Here is a 22,103-nt window from a genome sequence, read left to right as displayed (position 1 = left end):
CCTAAACCCGTTTTTACCCAACCGATGGGGCTTACCACTATGTATCTGAAATCTTTGACCGTGCGTGGCTTTAAGTCTTTTGCATCGGCTACAGTTTTTGAGTTTGAGCCGGGGCTGAATGTGCTAGTGGGGCCTAATGGGTCGGGTAAGTCTAACGTGGTGGATGCTCTTGCCTGGGTGATGGGTGCCCAGGGCGCTAAGCAGCTACGCGGTGGGGCTATGAAGGACGTCATTTTCGCTGGTGGTGGCTCCCGGGGCGCGTTGGGCCGTGCCAAGGTTGAGCTGGTTATTGATAACCAGAGTGGTGCCTTGTCGCTTCCGCACTCTGAGATTCGTCTGTCGCGCACCATGTTTTCTGCTGGTGGTTCTGAGTATGAGATTAATGGTGAGCCTGCCCGTTTGGCTGATGTGCAGGATTTGTTGGCGCAGGCTGGTGTGGGCCGGGAACTGTATACCCTGGTGGGGCAGGGGCAGGTCGATAGGATTTTGCACGGCACCGCAGATGACCGCCGTGAGCTGGTTGAGCAGGCTGCTGGTTTGCTTAAGCATCGTAAGCGTCAGGCTAAGACTGCCACCAAGCTTGAGGATTTAAAGACCAATCTTGACCGGTTAGAAGATGTGGTTGCCGAGTTGGCGGAGCAGTTAGAAGGACGCCGGGAGCAGGCTGAGACTGCCCGGGCAGCTAGCGAGGTGGCTGGCCGGGTGCGGAGTCTGAGCGCTGATTTGTTGGCCTGTGATGCCCGGGCCATGGTGCAGGAGCGGGAGTCTGAGCGGGTGGCCGGTGAGCAGGCTGAGGCTGCCCGTGTAAGGGCTGAGGAGCGGGCGGGAACCTTGCAGGAGCAGCTAGGGGTTGTGACACTTGCTCGGCAGGTTGCCCAGCAGGCTCTTGATGAGGCTCTTCAAGGCCGTGCTGCCCTGAAAGAGGTTGGGCACCTGGTGGAGACGGTTCAGCTGGTGGCTGCTGAGCGTTTGAAAGGTTCTGACCGTGAGCAAGAAGAGCAGGACGCCACCGCCCGCCTATCGCAGGCCCGGCAGGTTCGCGATGGGGAGGAGAAAGCCTTCCAGCAGGCCCGGCAGGCACGAAATAGAGCGGAGCAGGAGCTAGCGGCTGCTCAGGCAGGGTTGGACACTGCTCAGAAAGAGCAGCACCTAGCCCGGCAGGCTCTTGCAACTGCCCAGGAGCAGGCTAAGGCCGCTAAGGAGGGTATCTCTGAGGCAATTGGTCAGCTTGCTACAGCCCGGGTGGCTTTTGAGCGTAGTTGCGAAGAGGCTAAGCGCCGGGCCGATGAATACGCTGAGGCGCAGGCTCAGGGGGCTTCTTCTGCGGCTGATACTGAGCGGGCTCAGGCTGCGGTCGCTACCTTCCAGGAGCAGGTGCGGGTTGCTGAAGAAGAGGAGAAGAAATGTCGGCAGCTGCGTCAGAGGGCAGGGGAGCTGGTAGATGCTAGCCGCCTAGAGTCTCATCAAGCTCAAGTGAAACTTCATGCTGCTCAGGCACGGTATGAGGCCCTTGAAGCTGCCTGGAATCATGATTCTTCAGAAGTAGGCGATAACCCAGAGCATCGTCGGCAGGCTCTAGAAGAGGGCGCCCAGGAGCTTATTTCTTTACTTGAGATTGAAGATGAATGGCAGAAGGCCGTGGCGCTTGTACTGACGCCCTACCTGCGGGCTTTAGCCCGTACCGATGGCGCCTACCTATCTGAGGAAGTCTCTCACCTTCATTCCCCCAAGAGCTCTCTTGACCTATCTGACCTCTACCAACTCTCTGCATCTCAAGCTGAAGGTTGCCAATCTCGGCCACTGATTCAGGCCCTCACAGCACCAGAGCCGCTCACCCCAACCCTGGCCCTACTGACCGCCAGCACCTACCTGGTACCTGATAAAAAAACCGCCCGCGCCCTGGTAACAGCCCACCCGGGCGTCCGCGCTGTGACCCCAAACGGTACTGTACTCACCGCAGGCTCAACCCTCTACCCCTCAGAACAGCGGCCCCTGACCGAAAGCTACACAGAACTAACCCAGGCTAAAGAGGCCTACCAGCACCTAACTAACCTGCAAGAACAAACAGAGCAGGCCTACCAGCAGGCAGAAGAAGCTCTGGCCCAAGCCCAAAAAGCTGAAAAAGACCGGGCCCGCACCACCGGCACACTCACCGCCCAACTAGCCACCGCCCGCGCTGAACTAGCCACCCTCACCGGCCGGGCAGAAAGCTCCCAACTCACCCTTGCCCGCCTGCGCGAAGCCGCCCAGCGCGCCGAAGAGGCACAGCACAAGGCACAAGAAACCGTCAGTGCAGCCCAAGAAGTCCTGTCTCACGCGCGGAAGAAGCGCACCCACACTGATCTTGATACCCTGCGCCAGAAGCTACTCACCGCAGAAGATACTCTTGCTCAAGCAACTGAAGCAAAGACCCGCGCAGAAGCAGCCCGCACATACGCCCACCAGATAGAAGAAACAGCCCAGGCTCGTCTGACCCAAGCCCAAGAAGCCCTCACAGCCCTGGAAGAGGCTGATAAAACCCGCCAGCAACGCCAAGACCAGGCGGAGGCAAACCGCCATCGAGTACAAAAAATAGCAGCCCGTGCCCGCGCCCTCAGCTACGCCCTAGAGCAGGTGAGCCACCAGGAAGAAGCGGCCTACTCTCAGGCCCAGCTCAAAGCCCAAGAAGCGCAGAAGGCCCTAACCATCACCGGCGAAGAACTAGCAGGGGCCCAAGCCTCCCTCGCTGCTGCCCTGACCTTACAGGCTGAATCAGCGGCCCAAGGGGCCCGTGTCGATGCCCGCTGGGAGGCCCTGACTGAGCGGGTGAAGAGCGAACTGGGGCTGAGCCTTGAAACCCTCCTTGAGCGAGAAACCCCCGATGTGCCCCGTCAGAGTCTTCAGAAGAACCTGGCGGCAGCCCAAGCGGAGCTTGCCCGCCTGGGCGTCATTAACCCTCTGGCGCTAGAAGAATATGAGGCCCTAGAACAGCGCCATCACTACCTGCGTCAGCAAATTAAGGACATCAAGGCCTCACGGGCTGACCTGCGTACGGTCATGAAAGACCTGACCCAGACTATTGAAACATCCTTCACCCAGGCTCTTGCCGATGTACAGGTGGAATTTAGCCGTATCTTTGCCCTGCTCTTTCCCGGCGGCCAGGCAGAGCTCATCCTTGCAGACCCCAAGGACCTGGAGCATAGTGGGCTGGATATTCGGGTGACACCGGCTGGGAAGAAGGTCACTCGCCTCTCCCTACTTTCTGGTGGCGAGCGCACCCTAGCTTCGCTGGCCCTGCTGCTGGCAGTTTTCATGGCCCGCCCTGCACCTTTCTATGTGCTTGATGAGGTAGAGGCGGCCTTAGATGACCGTAACCTGGGGCGCCTGCTTGAGGTCTTGGGCCAGCTTCGAGAGAAGTCGCAGTTGCTGATGATTACCCACCATCAGCGCACCATGGCCCAGGCAGATACTCTGTACGGTATTACTATGCGCCAGGGTGTCTCTAGTGTTCTGTCCCACCGCCTAGAAGACCCACGATAAGACCTTCTGGAAGACTAGCCGGGGGAGACTAAGAGGGCGGGGTTACCTGCCGGTGTAGCCTTGATCGGCTATCTCTGGTGGGAACTCGGGGCGGTAGCCGGGGAACCAGCCGATAGCGGCCAGAAAGAGCAGGGCACCGGCTACGATAAAGGCCGGGAAGAAGCCCCAGGTGTCGATGATGAAACCGGCAACCAGGGGGCCGATAATTAGGCCCATGTCTGAGACCATCTGGTAGTAGGCCAGGGGTTGGCCACCTGAGCGTTTGCTGCCGACAATATCGGAGATTGCGGCTTGCAAGGAGGGGCCCAGAAGGGCGGAGCCAACCCCCAGAAGCACGGCGGCGGCCACAAAAACTATGGGGCTGGTAATTAGACCAAAGATGATGGTGACCGAACCTGCTAGAAGAAGCCCAGAGAAAACCATGGGCCGGCGGCCTATTTTATCGCCCATCTTGCCTGAGTAAATCTGTACCAGGGCGTTGCCGGCTGCATAGGTGGCTAGGGTGAACCCTGCTAGTTTAGCTCCGGCTGCTGCCGCATCGTAGCCTGCTTGATCGGTGTGAAGGCTAGCGAGGAGGGCCACGGCGGCAAGGGGTACGACGGTGGTTTGTAGGCCGAAGATGCTCCACCCTACTGCCAGGTTGGCCATGAGGGCTGCCTTGTAGTTGGTGAATTTGAGGGCGTCAGCTAGTTTGAGCTGGGGCTTGGGGACGGCGATGCCCTGGGTATTGAGGTGGACCTCCTGGGGTCGCTCTTTGAGCCGGGTGAGAACTACTAGGGCCGCGCATAGGAGCATGGCGCAGTAGACGAAGAAGGGTACTCGCATGCCCAGTGATGATGTTGCAGCTCCTAAGACGGGGCCTAAGATGTTGCCCAGTAGGAAGGAGGTGGCGAAGTAGCCTGAGACTTTACCTCGAATGGCTGGTGGTGCGTTGCGCACGAGGATTCCCATGGCCGCTACTGTGAACATGACTGACCCGGTGCCGCTGATGATGCGGGAGATAATTAGCATGGGGTAGTTGATGGAGAGCCCTGCCCCGATGGAGCCTATACCTACGATGATGAGCCCTGCTGAGTAGATGCGGCGTTCGCCGAAGCGGGAGATGAGGCGTCCGGACGCTGGTGCGAAGGCTAGGCGGGAAAGGGCGAAGGCTGAGACAACGAAGGTTGCCGCCATAGCCCCTACGTCGAAGCTGCGTGCGAAACCTGGGAGCACGGGCGCTACTAGGCCGTAGCCGAGGGCAATGAGGAAGGAGGCGCAGATGAGTACTTTGATTTGGGTGGGTACTTTGATGGTTTCTGCGGTGTGGGGGTGCTGGGTGCGGTTTTCTTGGCGTACGGTTTCGGGGATGATGGGGATTGCCCCGGTGTCCATGGAGGGGGTGGGTATGTGCTTGCTCATGCTGTGGGGGTCTGGTGTTGTCAGGCTCTACTAACGGTTTAGGTATCTTAGCTCACAATACTAGTTTGTGGTAGGGGGTGCTGGGTAGATGTGCGTCTTACTCTCATGCCCAGGCTGTTTGGTGCCGGGAGAATATGGCAAGCTAGAGGGGTGAATGATTCTCTAACTCTCATTGTGTACATACTTCTTGGTGTGCTGATTCTAGGTGGCGTGCTCGCTGTTTTGCTGCGCGGCCCCAAAGCCCCTAAGGAAGGCTATCAGGGCACTCGTGATGCCGATGACCTCCCAGCAGATGGTGCTGCTGATGGGCCGGTGACCACTATTGAGCGCCCTGCTTCTGCCCAGGGCCGCCTGGTGCGGTTGCGCGCCCGTCTCTCTCGTTCAAATAACCTGCTGGGTAAGGGGCTGTTGGCCCTGCTCTCTCGCGACAAAATTGACCAGGATGTCTGGGATCAGGTAGAAGAAACCCTGCTTCTAGCTGATCTGGGCGCTGAGCCCTCAGCGCGCCTGGTAGCTGCTTTGCAGCAGCGTGTGCGTGTGGAGGGCACGGAGAATCCGGCCCAGGTGAAGCAGATGCTCCGCGAGGAGCTTTTGTCTATTGTTGGTGAAGATACTGACCGTTCGCTGGCGCTAGATGGTGCCGATGGTAACCCGGGTGTGGTGCTGGTTGTTGGTGTCAATGGTGTCGGTAAGACCACGACCGTGGGTAAGCTGGCCCGTGTGATGGTCGCTGAGAACAAGACCCTCCTGTTGGGGGCAGCAGATACCTTCCGTGCGGCGGCAGCTGACCAGTTGCAGACCTGGGGTGACCGGGTGGGTGTTCAGACCGTCCGCTCAGATAAGGACGGGGCCGACCCGGCCTCCGTTGCTTTTGAAGCTATCCGTCAGGGTAAGGGGCGCGGGGTAGATACCGTCATGATTGATACTGCCGGGCGCCTGCAGAATAAGGCGGGTCTTATGGACCAGCTAGGTAAGATCAAGCGTGTTGTTGAGAAGGAGGCACCTGTTACCGAGGTGCTTCTGGTGATTGATGCTACCACCGGCCAGAATGGCATGATTCAGGCTAAGGTCTTTTCTGAGGTCGTCCAGATTACCGGTATTGTGCTGACTAAGCTGGATGGATCAGCTAAGGGCGGCATTGTGGTTGCTATCCAGGAAGAACTGGGCGTGCCCGTTAAGCTGATCGGTTTAGGTGAGGGCCCTGACGATTTGGCTCCTTTCGAGCCTGCTGCTTTTGTTGATGCTCTGCTTGATACATAAAACCACCTGCTGACCTTGGTTATGAACCGGGGGTAACTGCCTAAGGGCTAGTTACCCCCGGTTTTTTGCTGTGCTTTCCCTTTGCTGAGGGGGAGTAACTTCCCTGTTACTGCTAGTAACACGCCTGTAACCGGCGTTTTCTTGCTGGCAACAGGTCTAGGCCACCTGTAACTCTGGTGAAACTCTGCTCGCCTGAGGCCGAAACATGCCAAAAGAACAATGGAAACTGTCAAACACACCAGGGCCGGCTCAGACCGGCACACAGGTTTTCTGTACAGATTTTGAAAGGGGTAACAGGCATGGAACTCACCGCCAGTGATGTTTGGACCGTGGTGGCCGCGGCACTTGTTCTGTTCATGACACCGGGTCTCGCTCTCTTCTACAGCGGTATGACGCGGGCTAAGTCAGCACTTAATATGATGATGATGTCCGTGATTTCTATGGGCATCGTTGGCGTCTGCTGGGTGCTCTGGGGCTATAGCATGAGCGGAGGAAACGCCCTCATCCACGATATCGTCGGCTCACCCTTCAAGGACTTTGGTCTTTCTGCCACTTTGGCTGATGGCGGCACTAACATGTTAGCGGTCGCTTTTAGCTCCACCTTCGCTATCATCGCGGTAGCTATTATCTCCGGCTCTATTGCCGACCGCACCCGCTTTGGTGCATGGTGCCTCTTCGTCCCCCTCTGGCTTACCCTGGTCTACTGCCCTCTAGCTTTCATGGTCTGGGGTGGGGGCCTCTTCGGTGAAGAAGGTTTCATTGGCTCCATGTTCGGTGAAGCCATTGACTTTGCTGGTGGCCTGGTAATTCACATCAACGCCGGTGTTGCTGGCCTGATTCTGGCCCTGGTGCTGGGTGCCCGTAAGGGCTTTGGCCAGGACCCCAACCAGCGCCCCCACTCCCTGCCTCTGGTCATGCTCGGTGCAGCTATCTTGTGGTTCGGCTGGTTTGGTTTCAACGTAGGTGCAGCCTCAAATGGCACCCAGGCTGGTCTGATTTGGGTCAATACTCTTGCTGCCCCGGCAGCGGCCATGCTGGGCTGGTGCCTGCTAGAGCGCGTCCGTGATGGTCACGTCACCTCTCTGGGTGCAGCCTCTGGCCTGGTAGCTGGTCTTGTTGCTATCACCCCGGCCTGCGCTAACGTCGACCCTATCGGCGCTCTGGCCTTGGGCTTTGTGTCTGGTATCGCCTCAGGTTGGGCTGTTGGCCTTAAGTTCCGCTTGGGCTATGACGACTCCCTGGACGTGGTAGGCGTACACCTGGTCTCTGGTCTCATCGGCACTTTGGCTCTGGGCTTTATTGCAACCCCGTCGACCGGTACAGCGGGCCTCTTCTACGGGGGCGGACTGGGGCTACTGGTGACCCAGTCGGTGGCAACCATTATCTCCATTGTTTACTGCGCGGTGGTGACCTTGCTGATTGTCATTCCGATTCACCGCACCATGGGTTTCCGTGTGAGTGAGAAGCAGGAAGTTCAGGGTATTGACCTGGCCCAGCACGCTGAAACTGCCTACGCCATGTCTTCCGGTACTTCCGGGGCCTTTGCAAAGAACTAGAGGAAGAAACAGTTATGAAACTCATTACCGCTTTGATCCAACCTGAAAAATTTGATGAAATACGCCAGGCCCTGGAAAACTTTGGGGTCGATGGTATGACAGTCTCAGAGGCCCAAGGGTACGGACGCCAGCACGGGCACGTAGAGGTTTACCGCGGCAAGGAATACGACATTCGCCTGATCCCTAAGGTTCGACTGGAAATCTTGGCCGATACCGGCCGGGCTGAGGACATCATCGACCTCATCATCTCTACCGCCAACACTGGCAGCGCCGGGGACGGCAAAATTTGGGTGAGCACCGTCGATGAGGTGGTGCGAGTGCGCACCGGCGAACGCGGCATCTCAGCCATCTAAAAACATCAAGACACTAGGGCAGGCCCACCATCGTTCAGGCCTGCCCTTCTGCTTGAGATACAGGGGAGTCCCACGGCAGAGGGGAGCGAGGCAGTACCGAGGAGGTGGCAGGGCCCTGCCGGGTAGACTGGAGGGCATGAAACTTGTCTCCTGGAACGTTGATTCACTCAACGCCGCACTCACCAGTGAGTCGGCTCGTGCCCTGCTCTCACGCGATGTCTTTGCCTCTATCGCCCTGCTAAAGCCCGACGTCCTTGCCCTGCAAGAAACCAAGCTATCTGCCAAGGGGCCCACCAAGAAGCACCTTGAAGCGCTGCACGCTTACTTCCCCGACTACAAAATCGCCTGGGTATCATCTGACGAGCCTGCCCGCAAAGGCTATGCCGGAACCATGTTCCTCTACAAACAGGAACTAGAACCCACCGTCACCTACCCCCAGCTGGCCGCCCCCACCACCATGGACGCCGAAGGGCGCATCATCACCCTAGAATTTGAGGATTTCTACGTCACTCAGGTCTACACCCCCAACGCCTCCGATGGTCTGCGCCGCCTACCTGACCGCCAAATCTGGGACCGCCTCTACGCTGACTACCTCGCTAGCCTAGACGCCACCAAACCGGTACTTGCCACCGGTGACTTCAACGTAGCCCACACCGAAATTGATCTAGCCACCCCTAAAGCCAACCGCCGCTCACCGGGCTTCACAGACGAAGAACGCGAGGGCTTCACCCACATCCTTTCTCGCGGCTTTACCGATACATTCCGCCACCTGCACGGTGATGTTCTAGGGGCCTATACCTGGTGGGCTCAGCGCTCGCGGACCTCGAAGATTAACAACACCGGCTGGCGTATTGATTACTGGCTGGTTTCTGATCGTCTTGCTGAGAAGGTGCAGGCTTCAGAAATGATTGACTCTGGCCCCCGCCAGGATCACACCCCGATTCTTTTGGAGATTAATATGGGGTAATTGTTTAATCTTTTTTAACGTTTGGGGCCTTTCTGAGAGGCGAATGAGCCGTGTGTGGGTGGGGTGCGGGGAGTTTTCCCAGGTATTATCGGGCTTTTCAAGGCGGAAATTATTTCTGGTGTATTTCATTGCTGTGAGGCGGGGTTTCAAGGATGGGTTGTCTAACTTGATGTGCCGGGTGTGACTCAATATACTCAACTCAATACGTCAGCATATGTTGGGCATCACAAACCCCATAGTATCTGTAAAGGCTCACGCACAATGTTCGTCCTCCAGAAAGAGTTCGCCTCATGATCAAGTATCTTTTGAGGCGAGTAGCTACCTACGCCGTCATGATTTTCTTAACGACGACCGGTGGCTACTTCCTCGCTGTCACCTCGCTGAATCCCGCCCTGATTGAACAGGAACGCGTTCCTCGCCCCACCCCCGAGCAGATTCAGCGTAACTTCTCCTCCTTGAACCTTGACCCCACCATGAGTGCCTGGGACCGCTACGTTCAGTGGCTCACCAACGTTGTACTGCACTGGGATTGGGGCCGTAGCCCCAATGGCGCTTACATTAACGCTGAATTCGGTCAGCGTGTGTGGGTCTCTACCCGTCTTTACATGGTGGCTGTGATTCTCTCCCTCATCATTGGTGTCGCTCTGGGTGTCTATTCTGCAGCCCGCCAGTATAAGTTCTCAGACCGTGTGATTACCGGCTACTCCTACCTGGTCTACATTTTGCCCGCTCCTATCGCCTACTTCCTGGTGCAGCTTGGAGCTGTTGCTATTAACAATGCCGCAGGGGAGCGCATCTTCTTCGTCACCGGTATTTCCTCGCCAGGTCTCACACCGGGCAGTGTGGAATACTGGGTAGATTTGGCGGCCCACTATATTGTGCCTACTTTCTGTATCACCATTATGAGTTGGGGTGGCTACCAGATTTCCCAGCGCCAGTACCTTCTCGATAGTGTCAATGCTGACTTCGTCCGTACCGCTCGTGCTAAGGGCCTGACCCGCAACCAGGCTATTCGCCGCCATGCTCTGCGAGTTTCCTTCATCCCGGTAGCTCAATCTATTGCTTTCACCGTTCCCGCTATCTTTACCGGCGGCTTCTTCGCTGAAGCAATCTTCGCCTGGCCTGGTATTGGCCTCTGGTCGATTCAGGCAATTGGGGCCCAGGACGTCAACGCTGCGGTAGCAACCTTGGCCTACGGCTCCTTTATCTTTGCAGTTGGCGCAATTATTGCTGATATTGCAACCACTATCGTCGATCCCCGAGTGAGGATCTCATGAGTAACTCACCAGCTATCAACCACGACAACCTTACCGGTATCATTACCCGGGTTGACCATAAAAAAGCTGATTTTGAAATTATCAGTAAGAAGAAGATTATCTTCCGTCGTTTTATGCGTAATAAGACTGCGGTTTTCGGTTTGGTTGTTCTTCTTCTGGTTATTGCCTTCGGTCTATTCGGTGGCTTCCTCTCCAAGTGGGGCACCACCACCATTGACCCTTTCCATATTTCCACTGGCCCTAGCTCAGAACACTGGTTTGGTACGACCAGTGCAGGTACTGACCTCTACGCTCAGATGGTTGAGGCGGTTCGCACCTCGGTCTTTATCGGTCTGATTGTGGGTGGCGTATCGGTAATCTTTGCAGCTATCTACGGTTGTGTCATGGCCTACTTTGGCGGCAAGGTTGATAAGACCATGCTTTTTGTGCTGGAGACCCTCATCATGGCACCCAGCCTGCTGGTGGTAGCAATTGTTATTAACGGTTCTGGTGGTCAGGCTATACGCGATAATATTCCTGGCTGGCTGATTTTGACCGTTGTGCTTCTAATTTTTAGCTGGATGTACACTGCCCGCGTGATTCGAGCTATGGCTATGTCGCTTATTTCCCGTGACTATGTCAAAGCGGCCCGCTACATGGGCGTGCACCCTTTCAAAATTGTCTGGCGTCACCTAGTCCCCAATATTGGCTCCTTGATGGTGCTTGAATTTACTCGCGGTATTACCGCAGCGATTCTGGCTGAGGTGTCTTTTACCTTTATTGGTATCGGCGTGAAATACCCGAACTTCTCACTGGGTTCTTTGATCGCCCAGGCTTCAAGCCAAATCAACACCCTGCCCTGGATGTTCTGGATTCCGCTGCTGTTCTTCTTCCTGCTGGTTGGCCCTCTAGCCCTGATGAATGACGGCTTGCGTGACGCCTTCGATCCTACCTCCCTGTCCGTTGGCAAAGTTAAGAAAAAGAAGAAGTAAATGAGCACTACACCAGTACTGAGCGTCCGAGACCTCAACGTAAAGTTCAATACTGAAAATGGTATTGTGCACGCGGTGCGCGGCATTGACTTCGACCTGTACACGGGTAAAACACTGGGCATCGTGGGTGAGTCCGGGTCAGGTAAGTCGGTTGCCTCTATGGCGATTATGGGTCTGCACCCCACGACCGCTGATATCACCGGCTCTATCAAATACAAGGGCACTGAGCTCTTGGGCCTGAGCGATAAGCAGATGTGTGACTACCGTGGTAAAGAAATTTCCATGGTCTTCCAAGATCCGCTCTCATCACTGACACCGGTTTTTACCATCGGTAACCAGCTAGCTGAGGTGCTTAAGACCCACAACAAGGGGATGAGCGAGAAAGCTATCCATGATCGCTCTGTTGAGCTGCTACGCCTGGTGGGTATCCCTTCACCTGAGAGCCGACTCAAGTCTTTCCCCCACGAGTTCTCTGGTGGTATGCGTCAGCGCGTCATGATTGCTATGGCTATCGCAAATGAGCCACGCGTCCTGATTGCTGATGAGCCCACTACCGCCTTGGACGTGACGATTCAGGCTCAGGTGCTTGAAGTGATGCAGAAGGCCCAGGAAGAGACCGGGGCAGCAACTATCATGATCACCCACGATTTGGGTATCGTCGCTGGCATGGCTGATGAGATCATGGTGATGTACGCCGGTAAGGCCGTGGAACATGCTCAGGCTAGTGACCTTTATAAGAAGCCCTCTATGCCTTATACCATTGGCCTGCTGGGTGCTGTGCCTCGTGTAGACCGCAAGGAGAAGGCGTCTTTGGTTCCTATTGAAGGTACTCCTCCTAATCTGTTGAAGCCTGTGGTGGGTTGTTCCTTCGCCCCTCGTTGCCCTGTCGCTACGGACGTCTGCCTGGTGGAAGAGCCGCCGCTAAAGCTTGTTGCTGGTACTAGTGAGAATCACCGTGCAGCCTGTCTTTATGCAGATCAGTTCGTTAATGAGCGCCCTGAGCAGATGTTCCCTGTACCTCAGATCCCTACCTCGCCGCTTACGGGTGTGCCCCGTGAAGAGCGCGCTAGCGTGCTTGAGGTGAGGGATGTTAAAAAGTTCTTCCCCCTCACTAAGGGGGCCCTGATTAAGCGTCGGGTGGGTACCGTTAAGGCAGTTAACGGGGTGAGCTTTGATATCCGTGAGGGGGAGTGCTTCTCTATTGTGGGTGAGTCAGGCTGTGGTAAAACCACTACTCTGCTTGAAATTATGGAGTTCTCACCAGATACTGACGGCGAGATTGTGATTGCGGGTGTCTCGAACAAGCAGGGCTTGCATGGTTCTGAGCTGAATGAGCTGCGTAAAAACCAGCAGATGGTTTTCCAGGATCCAACCGGTGCCCTTGACCCTCGCTTCACTGTCTATGAGATTTTGGCTGAGCCTTTGCAAAATCAGGGCTGGGCGGTCAAGGACATTAAGAAGCGCGTGCTTGAACTGATGAAGACGGTAGGTCTGCAACCTGACCACGTTAATCGTTTCTCTAACCAGTTCTCTGGCGGTCAGCGTCAGCGTATCGGTATTGCCCGTGCGCTGGCTGTTAACCCTAAGTTGGTGGCTTTGGATGAGCCTGTTTCTGCTCTGGATGTGTCGGTTCAGGCAGGTGTTATTAATCTGCTGGAAACGTTGCGTGTTGAGTTGGGGCTGAGCTATTTGATGGTGGCTCATGACTTGGCTGTGGTGCGCCATGCCTCTGACCGGGTAGCTGTGATGTATTTGGGTCGCGTCGTTGAGATAGGTGATGTGGATCAGGTCTTTGATAACCCCGTGCACCCCTATACGCGGGCTCTGCTTTCTGCTATTCCGGTGCCTGACCCTGATGTTGAGGCTAGTCGGCAGCGTATTGTGTTGGAAGGCGATTTGCCTACTCCTGTGAATGCGCCGGAGGGCTGTGCTTTTGCAACGCGGTGCCCCATCTTTAAGTTGCTGCCTGAGGATAAGCAGAAGAAATGTACTGAGAATGTGCCTGCACTGAGCAAGGCAGACGGAGATCATCAGTATGCCTGCTATTATCCTGAACATGAAGTTGCTGTAAGCTAAATTACAAGTATAGTATGTAATTGAAATCACTTCACTTCCGCTTTTGTCCATCTTTATCACATGAGGAGAAAAGAATGAATAAGAATCTTGTTCTGAACCGCCGTACCCTGCTTTGGGGTACCGGCATCCTAGGAACCACCGGCCTGCTGACTGCATGTGGCGGTTCAGGTTCCAACACCACCAGCGCAGCAAGCGCCAGCATGGCAGCAGCAGGTGATGAAATTAGGGTAGAAATCAATGAGCAGGACATCGCTAATCTGCAAACCGGCGGTGTGCTGACTCTGCCTGTTGCCTCACTGGGCCCCGATTTCAACCGTACCTCGCAGAACGGTAACTCATTAGATAACAGCTTCGTTCTCTCCACCTTCCACACCTCAATGACCAGCGGTCTTTGGCAGTCAGATTTTGAGGGTAACGTTAGCGTTAACCCTGACTTCTGTGAATCCTATGAGGCTGAGACCGTCGATGGCGTTCAGACCATCCGCGTGAAGCTGAACCCCAAGGCCAAGTTCAATGACGGTACCCCCATTGACATTGAGTCTCTGCGCACCTCATGGAATGTCTTTAAGTCATCTGAGGGTGAGTACAACATTGTTACCTCGGGTATGTACGAGTTCATTGAGTCCATTGAAGAAGATGGCGACGCCTTCTCAGCTCTTGTGACTATGAAGGAACCCTACTACCCGGCAGATAACCTCTTTGGCGCCTTGTTGCACCCTGCCATGGTAGACCCTGAGGTCTTCAACAATGGCTGGACCGATAACCCCAACCCCGACTACGGTGTAGGCCCCTTCAAGCTAGAAGAATGGAACTCAGCGGAGAAGCGTTTGTCTGTTGTTCCCAACGAAAACTGGTGGGGCACCAAGCCCCTGCTGGATCGGATTACCTTCCGTCAGATGGAGGCAGCCGCAGCTCGTGCCGCCTTCCGTAATGGCGAAATCGATGCTGTAGGTGCCCGTACCCTGGCAGCCTACAAGGACGTTGAGGGAACTGCTGATGCAGAACCCCGCCGCTCCCTGCGCCTCTTCGCTGGTGGCCTGAACCTCAACCCGGCTCGTATTAAAGATGTTGCCCTGCGCCGTGCTATCTTCGCAGGTACCGACCGTAAGGCTCTCTCCGACGTCCGCTTCCAGGGCCTGAATTGGACTGAAGAGACCCCCGGCTCCATGATGCTGCTACCGGTTTCTGAGTACTACCGGGACAACTACCCCGAAGAGCGCGGTGTTGAGGTTGCTCAGAAGATTCTAGAAGATGCCGGTTACACCAAGAGCGGTGATTACTACGCTAAGGACGGCGCAAATGCCAGCTTCCGTATCACCAACTTCGGTGATGACCCCAGCGGCGCAGCCCTGACTCAGACCATGATTGAGCAGATGAAGGCCATTGGCATCGAATGCTCCATCGACCAGCAGCCCGACGCTAACTTCGCCTCAGTCATGGGTAACAAGGAGTACGACATGACCTTCTCGGGTTACACCGTAGGTTCTGATGCAACCTCGGTAACCCGCCAGTACTACCACTCATCCAACCTGGACGGTGCTGCCGGCTCAGCAGAAATCGATGCCATGATTTCTGAGATGGAAAAGATTGAGGATGACGCTGAGCGTAACGCAAAGTGCAACGAAATCGAGAGTAAGTTCATGGCAGAGTTCGCTACTCTCGGTACCGTCTTCAACGGCCCCGATATCGTCTACTGCAAGAACAAGCTGGCTAACTACGGTGCAGCCATGTTCGGTAGCCCCTCAGACAACCCCCAGCAGTGGGCTCGCGTTGGCTGGATGAAGAACTAAGTTTCTCTAACTGAGAGATTTTCTCAAGCTCACCCCTCTCTTGCCCCATCACCTTCCACAAGGTGGTGGGGCAAGGTTTTTAAGAATCAACCTGTGAACAGGGTGTGCTGGGGAATCTTGCACTCTTGACCCTGCAAACCCGGTGCACCCTTGCCCACATACGTTATTCTTAATAGCTGACTCAAAAATTTATGGTGGCGGGCCCCTTCAGCCCGCGACGCCCATCCAGCCACGAAAGTAGTGCACAGCCCGTGTTTAATTCACTCTCAGACCGGTTGACAGCAACCTTCAAAAACCTGCGCGGCAAAGGCAAGCTAACTGAAGCAGACATTGACGCAACAGTACGCGAAATCCGCCGTGCCCTCCTGGATGCTGACGTCGCCGTCCCCGTCGTGCGCGAATTTACCGCCCACATCAAAGAACGCGCCCTGGGTGCCGAGGTCTCCGAAGCCCTCAACCCCTCCCAGCAGATCGTCAAGATCGTTAATGAAGAGCTGGTCAATATTCTGGGTGGCCAGACCCGCCGCATCAACATGGCCAAGACCGGCCCCACCATCATCATGCTGGCAGGTCTACAAGGTGCAGGTAAGACCACCCTGGCCGGTAAGCTCTCCCATTGGCTCAAGAAGCAGGGGCACACCCCCCTGCTGGTGGCCTCTGACCTGCAGCGCCCCAATGCTGTTAACCAGCTCAAGGTGGTTGGTGAGCGCGCCGGTGTACCCGTTTACGCCCCTCACCCCGGTGTCACCAGTGAGTTCGATGCACCCAGCGGTGACCCCGTACAGGTGGCCCGTGATGGTGTGGCTGAGGCCCGCGCCAAGCTGCACGATGTGGTCATTGTCGATACCGCAGGCCGCCTGGGTGTAGACGCTGAGCTCATGCAGCAGGCCCGCAATATCCGCGACGCCATTGAACCCAACGAAGTCCTCTTCGTTATCGACGCCATGATCGGTCAGGACGCTGTTAACACCGCTAACGCCTTCAACGAGGGCGTAGACTTCACCGGTGTCGTGCTCTCCAAGCTGGACGGTGACGCCCGCGGTGGTGCCGCTCTCTCCGTTGCATCCGTCACCGGTAAGCCCATCATGTTTACCTCCACCGGTGAAAACGTCACCGACTTTGAGCAGTTCCACCCAGACCGTATGGCCAGCCGAATTCTCGACATGGGTGATGTGCTCACCCTGATCGAGCAGGCCGAGCAGACCTGGGATAAGGCCGAAGCTGACCGCATGGCCAAGAAGTTTGTGGATCAGGAAGACTTCACTTTTGAGGACTTCCTGGCCCAGATGCAGCAGATTCGCAAGATGGGCTCCATGAAGAAGCTGCTCATGATGATGCCCGGTGCCGCCCAGATCCGTCAGCAGTTGGAGAACTTTGACGAGAAGGAAATTGACCGCGTCGAGGCAATCGTTCGCTCTATGACCCCGCATGAGCGAGTTGCCCCCAAGATTATCAATGGCTCCCGCCGTGCCCGTATCGCCAAGGGTGCCGGTGTGACTGTTTCTGAGGTCAATATGCTCATGGAGCGTTTTGCTCAGGCCCAGAAGATGATGAAGAAGCTTGCTAGCGGCAACATGGCTGGTATGCCCGGTGGCATGCAGATGCCCGGTATGGCAGCAGCCGGTGGTTCTGCCCGCAAGAACAAGGGCAAGGGTAAGGGCAAGCAGAAGGCCCGTTCCGGTAACCCGGCCAAGCGCGCTCAGCAGGAACAGGCTGCAGCAGCTAAGCAGCAGGCTGCTGCAGGCTCAGCCTTTGGCCAGCAGACCCAGGACGTGAAACCTGAGGATCTGAACCTGCCCAAGGGCTTTGAGAAGTTCCTCAAATAAAACCTGGTGAGCTAGCAAAACCTTGTGAGCTAGGGCGGGAGCGAGCAAGAGACTCGCACCCGCCCTCTCCTTCATTTAAAGGTGTATTGCACCGGCGGTAGTTCTGCTGTGAGAGTGCAAGACCCGCCCTGCCTTTTACCTGCTGGCTGGGCGCGGTACATTGGGTGTAGTAGCCCGCCCCTTAAGAAGAAAGCAGTACCGTGGTTGATTCCTACCTACCCGAAGAAGAACTCAAGGCTTTTATCGCAAGCCTGCCAACCCGCCGTCTAGCTGCTGGCGCTCTGATTCGGAACGAGGCCGGGCAGATGCTAGTGGTCAAACCTAACTATAAGGACGGCTGGACTATCCCCGGCGGCACCGTTGAGGCAGGCGAAGCCCCCCAACCCGGTTGCTTCCGCGAAGTGGCTGAAGAAGTGGGTCTAGATTTGGAACCGGGCCGGCTCCTGGTGATTTTCCACGGCCTGCAGATGGGCATCTGGGGCGACTCCACCTACTACATTTACGATGCCGGTGTGCTACCTGCCGATGCGACAATCACCCTTCAAGAAGAAGAACTCACCGCTTATGAGTGGGTCGCCCCTGAAGATTTAGATGATTATTTTGGGCCCCGTCACGCCCACCGTCTGCGTCAGGCCTTCCGTGCCCTGCAAACCGGGGCTGTCTATGAGTTCTCTAGCGATAAGCCAGCCAGCTAGATTTTATATTCGTCGTGTAGCACCGGGGCAAATCTTTGCCCTTTCGATGAAGCGTTGATAAGGATGACAAACATATGACTGAATCACACCGTGACCCAGCCCCCCAGGGCCCCTCTCACCAGGAGACCCAGCAGGCTGTAGGTTCTGATGTGATATGGGTGCGTCTGCGCATCGACCGTGACCCGGCCCAGGCTAACTGGCCTGACCTGATACCCGGCATCTACGGTGACGGGCCTACCCAGGGCGATAAGCAGCAAGAGGCGGACGCCAGCGAGCAACCTGCCCTGCCCGCTGGTCTCGAACAAGAGGTACGCAACCAGCTAGAGAGCATCATCGGCCTGATTCGCGAGCAAACCCAAGAGGCACCCCACGGCGCTGAATACACGGACGAAGACATCAAAAGCGTTGAAGAACTCGCTGCTGACCCCAATAAATTTGATGATTTAATCCAACAAATCATGCAAGCTGAGCAGGGGAGTGGAAATCAGGCAGAAGAATCACCGCGTGAGACCGGTGAGATACCTGATGAAGAGCTAGAGACTTTCGCAGGCGAACTATCCCCTGAAGCTCAGGCAGCTATTGATGAGCTGAACTGGGAAATCATCCCAGATTTGGCAGGCTATATAGAGTCCCTTGCAACAGTAACCGCCCTAGAAATAGACGGGCCCCGCGCCCAGCTCTTCGTGCTCTGCGAGCGTATACCGGGGCAGGCGTCCTTGCGTACCGTAGAAACCGATAGCACCGGGGTGCTCCTACCTGGTGCATCCCTCGATGAGTTTCTGACCCAGTTGGATACCCGCCTACCGGGTGCCGCTGACCTCCTACCGCAGCAGCCGGGGGAGGACTACCACCTGGCCTCTTTCTCACAAGGTACCGACTCTTTGAGCCTTGACCCCTACGGGGTGAGCGCCGCCCTGGTAGAACTACCCATGGCAGATATAGCAAGCTACATGCAACCTGAGCTGATGGTGGGGGAGGTGCACGCAGCCCCAGCTGATAAAGGCTGGTCGCTCATTACCGCTGACCCGCAGACTCTGGCGCTCCTGCTAGAAGCGATGAACGTGCCCTCCATCGTGGCTGAGCAGACCCTCTTCGGGCAGAACCTATCTTTCGTGCTCCCGGCTGACTCTACAGGCCCCGAGACTGGCAGTGTCACTGATTGGGTGAACCAGGTGATGGGCACCCCTGATTCTGGGCTGGTAGGTACCGTACTGACCTTTAGCTGGTCACCCCTGACCAAAATTGGTACTGCCCTAGAACGCACCTCAAGCGAGGTAGGCAACCTGGTCTGGAGCCTGCCAGGGCTACTGCCTGCCCCCTACCGGGAACAAGGTGCCCGCGACCAGCTTGACCAGCTCATCTGGCTCTACGGGCTCGATGACCAGACCGCTAACCGACTCACCAACTACGTGCTAGATTTCCACAGCGTAGATGGGTTAGAGTCCACCATCCACGCCCTAGAGCTACCTGAAGAACTGCATAAGGTACTCACCGGTTCTGTCAGCCTCGATGCTTTCGTAGGCTACCGCCGTTTCACCCCCGATATGAGCGGGCTAGAGCGCCTCAAAGAGAGCGTAACCGCCTACCCTAACGGCACCGATACCCTCAGCACCGTCAACCGAGAAATTCGTGAACACCCCTGGCTGTTGACTGCGGACGCCGCCGCCCAGCTCGGGGCCTCAGGGGCCCTAGCTCTCTGGGCTGCGCGCAGAATGAGGCAGGGGCGCTCGCCTCGTGCCGCTCTTGTTGCAGCAGCTACTTTAGGGGCTACTGGCACCGCTGAAATGGTCATTGCACGGGTTTATCACCGTCTACTGTCTTCCCAGAAGCTGCCGGTAACTGAGCACCACCAAACGCGGCCGCTGTCGCTGACTGAGGAGCTGCGGGCCCAGGCTCAGCAAGAGCAAGCCCAGCAAGAGCAAGCCCAGAAGGACTCTGAGGCTAAGGCACCTGCACTGAGGCACACCGCCCAAAGGCTGGGCCGCCGGGCAGAGAACACAGCCCAAAGGCTAGGACTCCAGGCCGCGACCACCGCTCAAAGGCTGGGCCGGCAGGCTGGGAAACTGGCCCGTCAGCAGCTGGGGCGTTTTTTCGGCACTGGTAGCTAGTCTCGTTCTCTCCGCCGTTTTCTCCGCTCTTCTCTCCGCCGTTTTCTCCGCTCTTCTCTCCGCCGTTTTCTCCGCCGGGCGGGGGAGTTGCTCCTTCTTGTGCCTTGATACAGTGGGTGGGTGAACACATCCACTCCCTTCTCTTTCTCACACATAGACCCTGACTGGGAGCGATCCACCCCACCGGCAGCGTCCTTGCGTAAGGACGTGCTCATCTGGCTCGTGGTACTTGCCGTCACCTTGCTCTTGAACGCTGCCTACCATTCGGCTGGCTTACTGGGGGAGGACCAGCACCAGATTCTTCTCTCCTACATCACTGTTGCGGGCATGACGGTGCCACTAGTTGGCCGCAGGCGCTACCCCCTGACCATGATGCTGCTAGCCACTGCGCTCTTTTACGCCCTGTACTATCTTTCCCCTGTGGGGTCATTTACCCTCAGCTTTCAGCTGTGCTACTTTGTGACACTTTTTGCGGGGATTGCCTGGGGCAAAAATCGCACCCTCACCTGGTTCGTCTATGCCCTGATCTGCCTTATAGCGTTTCTCTGGGTGATTCTTACCTGGGTGATGACTGACTCGGCCTACAGCATAGCGGGGGTCGAAGATTTCTCTGGCGGTATCTTTAGCCAGGCAACCGCCGGGTACATTATGGCCGCGGTAACTAACACCTTCTACTTTGGGTGTGCTGCGGTGATGGGGCGTACCTCCTGGAACCAGGCCTACCAGCGAACCGTGCTTGCTGCCCAGGCACAGCAGCTGGAACAGCAATCCCAACAGATGGCTCAGGACGCTGTCACCCGCGACCGCCTGCGTATAGCCAGAGAGCTTCACGACTCGGTGGGGCACCATGTTTCTTCTATGGGGATTCAGGCGGCTGCTGCCCGTCGGGCTCTAGAAAAGAAGCCGGAACTGGCGGCTGAGCCCCTGGCTAATATTGAAAAGTTGGCCCGATCCTCGGTTGCTGAGATGAAGAACCTGATTCGCGTGATGCGGGCTGCCGGGGAAGCGGAGCAGGGAAGCGGGGCTGCCAAAGAGCCCCAGGTGACCGAAATCTTTGACCTGGTGGAGCATATGACGGCGGTAGGTGTGACAACCCGAGTGCAGGTCAGCGAACAGGACCTGACCCGGCTGACCGGCTTGCAGCAGGGAACCCAGCTCTCTATCTACCGCATGGCCCAAGAAGCCCTGACCAATGTGCGCAAACATTCAGTGGCCCAAAACGCGGTGCTGGCCCTGCGCACCGGCGGAGAGACAGGAGACAACTGGGTGGAACTGGAAGTTACCGATGACGGGCCTGCACACGAGGCAGGTGCAACAAACAGCCAAGAACACGGGGCCGATGAGAAACGCCAAGGGTACGGGCTCCAAGGCATCAGAGAACGAGCCGCCGCCCTAGGCGGCACGTGCTGGGCAGGCCGGAGGCAAGGTGCCCCCGGCTGGAAAGTGCAGGTGCGCTTCCCCGCAGATTTTGACGAAACCCACGACACCTACCCGCTAAGGAAGACCCCATGACCATCAAAGTCCTGCTAGCAGATGACCAAGACATGGTGCGATCAGGGTTCGCCCTGATCCTCTCCATGGAGGAGGACATCGAGGTAGTCGGCCAGGCCCGCAACGGCAAAGAGGCCCTGGACCTTGCCGCAAGCGTCCGCCCCGATGTGGTGCTCATGGACGTTCAAATGCCCGTGATGGACGGAATCACCGCCACCGCCGCTTTGACCGAGCAGCTGCCGGGCACGGCCGTCCTGATTCTCACGACCTTCGACCGCGAAGACTACCTCTTCTCAGCACTTCAAGCTGGCGCCAGCGGTTTCCTGCTCAAAACTTCAGATGCTGATGAGCTAGTGGATGCTATCCGAAAGGTCGCAGGCGGTTTGGCCCTGCTCTCACCCGAAATGACCCTGCCGCTCATCGCCCGTTTTGTGGAGCAAACTAAGGGGCAGGACGTCACCACCCCGGCAGGAAGCATCGGGCAGGGACAGGCTGGGGGAGCACAGACCACCAATGACCTGAGCCCCGACGATGCCTTTGCTCTTGCAGCCTTGACACCGCGCGAGAAAGAGACCCTGGAACTGCTCGCCCAGGGGCTGACTAACGCGGAAATTGCAGAAAAACTTTTTCTGGGAGCTGCAACCGTCAAAACTCACGTATCGAACATACTGGCCAAGACCCACAGCCGTGACCGGGTTGGCGCCGTGATTTTTGCCCACCGGGTAGGTCTAGCTGGCTAACTCCGTCTGTTGGCAGCCCAAAAGAACTCCCCCATGAAGCTCCGCCCCACGGGGGAGTTCTTCTATGCGTGGA

At 56.7% G+C, this 22,103-nt stretch carries 15 protein-coding genes; 14 read left to right on the top strand and 1 reads right to left on the bottom strand.

Going from position 1 to position 22,103, the window contains the following annotated elements; all coding sequences use genetic code 11:
• Positions 1 to 39: 39 nt before the first annotated feature.
• Positions 40 to 3,519 carry a chromosome segregation protein SMC gene (gene smc, locus ACEE09_RS07195; RefSeq protein WP_449083378.1) on the top strand — a complete coding sequence of 1,160 codons (3,480 nt, stop codon included), beginning with the start codon at positions 40 to 42 and terminating at the stop codon, positions 3,517 to 3,519.
• A gap of 42 nt (positions 3,520 to 3,561) precedes the next feature.
• Here the strand turns inward: smc and ACEE09_RS07190 are convergent, their stop codons facing one another.
• The gene (locus ACEE09_RS07190) at positions 3,562 to 4,920 is read right to left on the bottom strand and encodes an MFS transporter (RefSeq protein ID WP_449083376.1); all 1,359 of its coding nucleotides are present in this window, start codon (positions 4,918 to 4,920) and stop codon (positions 3,562 to 3,564) included.
• 150 nt (positions 4,921 to 5,070) lie between these two features.
• On the opposite strand from ACEE09_RS07190, the gene ftsY reads away from it, so the two are divergent.
• The 13 genes from ftsY to ACEE09_RS07125 all read left to right on the top strand — a co-directional run bounded on the left by ftsY (position 5,071) and on the right by ACEE09_RS07125 (position 22,030).
• Positions 5,071 to 6,180, top strand: a complete 1,110-nt coding sequence (gene ftsY / locus ACEE09_RS07185; RefSeq protein ID WP_449083375.1) for a signal recognition particle-docking protein FtsY — start codon at positions 5,071 to 5,073, stop codon at positions 6,178 to 6,180.
• Between the two features lie 299 nt (positions 6,181 to 6,479).
• A complete protein-coding gene (locus tag ACEE09_RS07180; RefSeq protein WP_449083373.1) occupies positions 6,480 to 7,736 on the top strand; it encodes an ammonium transporter in 1,257 nt (418 codons plus the stop codon).
• Positions 7,737 to 7,750: 14 nt separating this feature from the next.
• The gene (locus ACEE09_RS07175; RefSeq protein WP_449083372.1) at positions 7,751 to 8,089 is read left to right on the top strand and encodes a P-II family nitrogen regulator; all 339 of its coding nucleotides are present in this window, start codon (positions 7,751 to 7,753) and stop codon (positions 8,087 to 8,089) included.
• A gap of 136 nt (positions 8,090 to 8,225) precedes the next feature.
• On the top strand, positions 8,226 to 9,056 hold the full coding sequence (locus ACEE09_RS07170; RefSeq protein WP_449083370.1) for an exodeoxyribonuclease III: 831 nt from the start codon (positions 8,226 to 8,228) through the stop codon (positions 9,054 to 9,056).
• A 290-nt stretch (positions 9,057 to 9,346) separates the two neighbouring features.
• Positions 9,347 to 10,333, top strand: a complete 987-nt coding sequence (locus ACEE09_RS07165) for an ABC transporter permease (RefSeq protein ID WP_449083369.1) — start codon at positions 9,347 to 9,349, stop codon at positions 10,331 to 10,333.
• The gene (locus ACEE09_RS07160) at positions 10,330 to 11,304 is read left to right on the top strand and encodes an ABC transporter permease (RefSeq protein ID WP_449083367.1); all 975 of its coding nucleotides are present in this window, start codon (positions 10,330 to 10,332) and stop codon (positions 11,302 to 11,304) included. Before ACEE09_RS07165 ends, ACEE09_RS07160 begins: the two co-directional genes overlap by 4 nt.
• The gene (locus ACEE09_RS07155; RefSeq protein WP_449083365.1) at positions 11,305 to 13,380 is read left to right on the top strand and encodes a dipeptide ABC transporter ATP-binding protein; all 2,076 of its coding nucleotides are present in this window, start codon (positions 11,305 to 11,307) and stop codon (positions 13,378 to 13,380) included.
• 74 nt (positions 13,381 to 13,454) lie between these two features.
• Positions 13,455 to 15,170 (top strand): ABC transporter family substrate-binding protein, encoded by a 1,716-nt coding sequence (locus ACEE09_RS07150; RefSeq protein ID WP_449083363.1) that lies wholly within the window; start codon positions 13,455 to 13,457, stop codon positions 15,168 to 15,170.
• Positions 15,171 to 15,421: 251 nt separating this feature from the next.
• Positions 15,422 to 16,996 (top strand): signal recognition particle protein, encoded by a 1,575-nt coding sequence (gene ffh / locus ACEE09_RS07145; RefSeq protein WP_449083361.1) that lies wholly within the window; start codon positions 15,422 to 15,424, stop codon positions 16,994 to 16,996.
• Positions 16,997 to 17,196: 200 nt separating this feature from the next.
• On the top strand, positions 17,197 to 17,691 hold the full coding sequence (locus tag ACEE09_RS07140; protein ID WP_449083359.1) for an NUDIX domain-containing protein: 495 nt from the start codon (positions 17,197 to 17,199) through the stop codon (positions 17,689 to 17,691).
• Positions 17,692 to 17,765: 74 nt separating this feature from the next.
• Entirely contained in the window at positions 17,766 to 19,799 is a 2,034-nt protein-coding gene (locus tag ACEE09_RS07135; protein ID WP_449083358.1) for a hypothetical protein, read from the top strand.
• Positions 19,800 to 19,919: 120 nt separating this feature from the next.
• Entirely contained in the window at positions 19,920 to 21,311 is a 1,392-nt protein-coding gene (locus ACEE09_RS07130) for a sensor histidine kinase (RefSeq protein WP_449083356.1), read from the top strand.
• On the top strand, positions 21,308 to 22,030 hold the full coding sequence (locus ACEE09_RS07125; RefSeq protein WP_449083354.1) for a response regulator: 723 nt from the start codon (positions 21,308 to 21,310) through the stop codon (positions 22,028 to 22,030). The genes ACEE09_RS07130 and ACEE09_RS07125 overlap by 4 nt, the downstream gene beginning before the upstream one ends.
• Positions 22,031 to 22,103: the final 73 nt, after the last annotated feature.

This window comes from Rothia sp. 88186D007BW, assembly GCF_053544215.1.
This window is presented reverse-complemented; position numbering and strand designations above follow the sequence as displayed.